Below are 251 nucleotides of genomic sequence, written 5' to 3' on the forward strand. Positions count from 1 at the left end.
CGTAGGTAGATGCCGATACAGCTACAATCCCGCCACACGGCAAATCACAATTGCTGAAACAGCATGAGCGGAGCATTCCCATGCAGCTCAAGGCCCTGCGCTACTTCCTGATGGTGGCCACCACACGCAGCTGTCTCGCGACCGCCCGGCATTTCCAGGTACCGGCATCGTCGGTGTCCCGTTTCATCGCCACGCTTGAAAAGGAACTGGGCCGGCAGCTGTTCTACCGGAGCACCCGTGCGGTGCGGCTG

General features: G+C 60.6%; 1 protein-coding gene. It reads left to right on the top strand.

Translation table 11 applies throughout. The annotated features are described in order from the left end of the window. Positions 1-80: 80 nt before the first annotated feature. Positions 81-251, top strand: a 171-nt coding sequence (locus ACQG3P_RS20935) for a helix-turn-helix domain-containing protein (RefSeq protein WP_426806129.1), incomplete at its 3' end; no start/stop codon positions are given.

The sequence above is a fragment of the Stenotrophomonas sp. SrG genome (assembly GCF_050031795.1).
In the GTDB taxonomy this organism is placed as follows: Bacteria; Pseudomonadota; Gammaproteobacteria; order Xanthomonadales; family Xanthomonadaceae; genus Stenotrophomonas; species Stenotrophomonas rhizophila_A.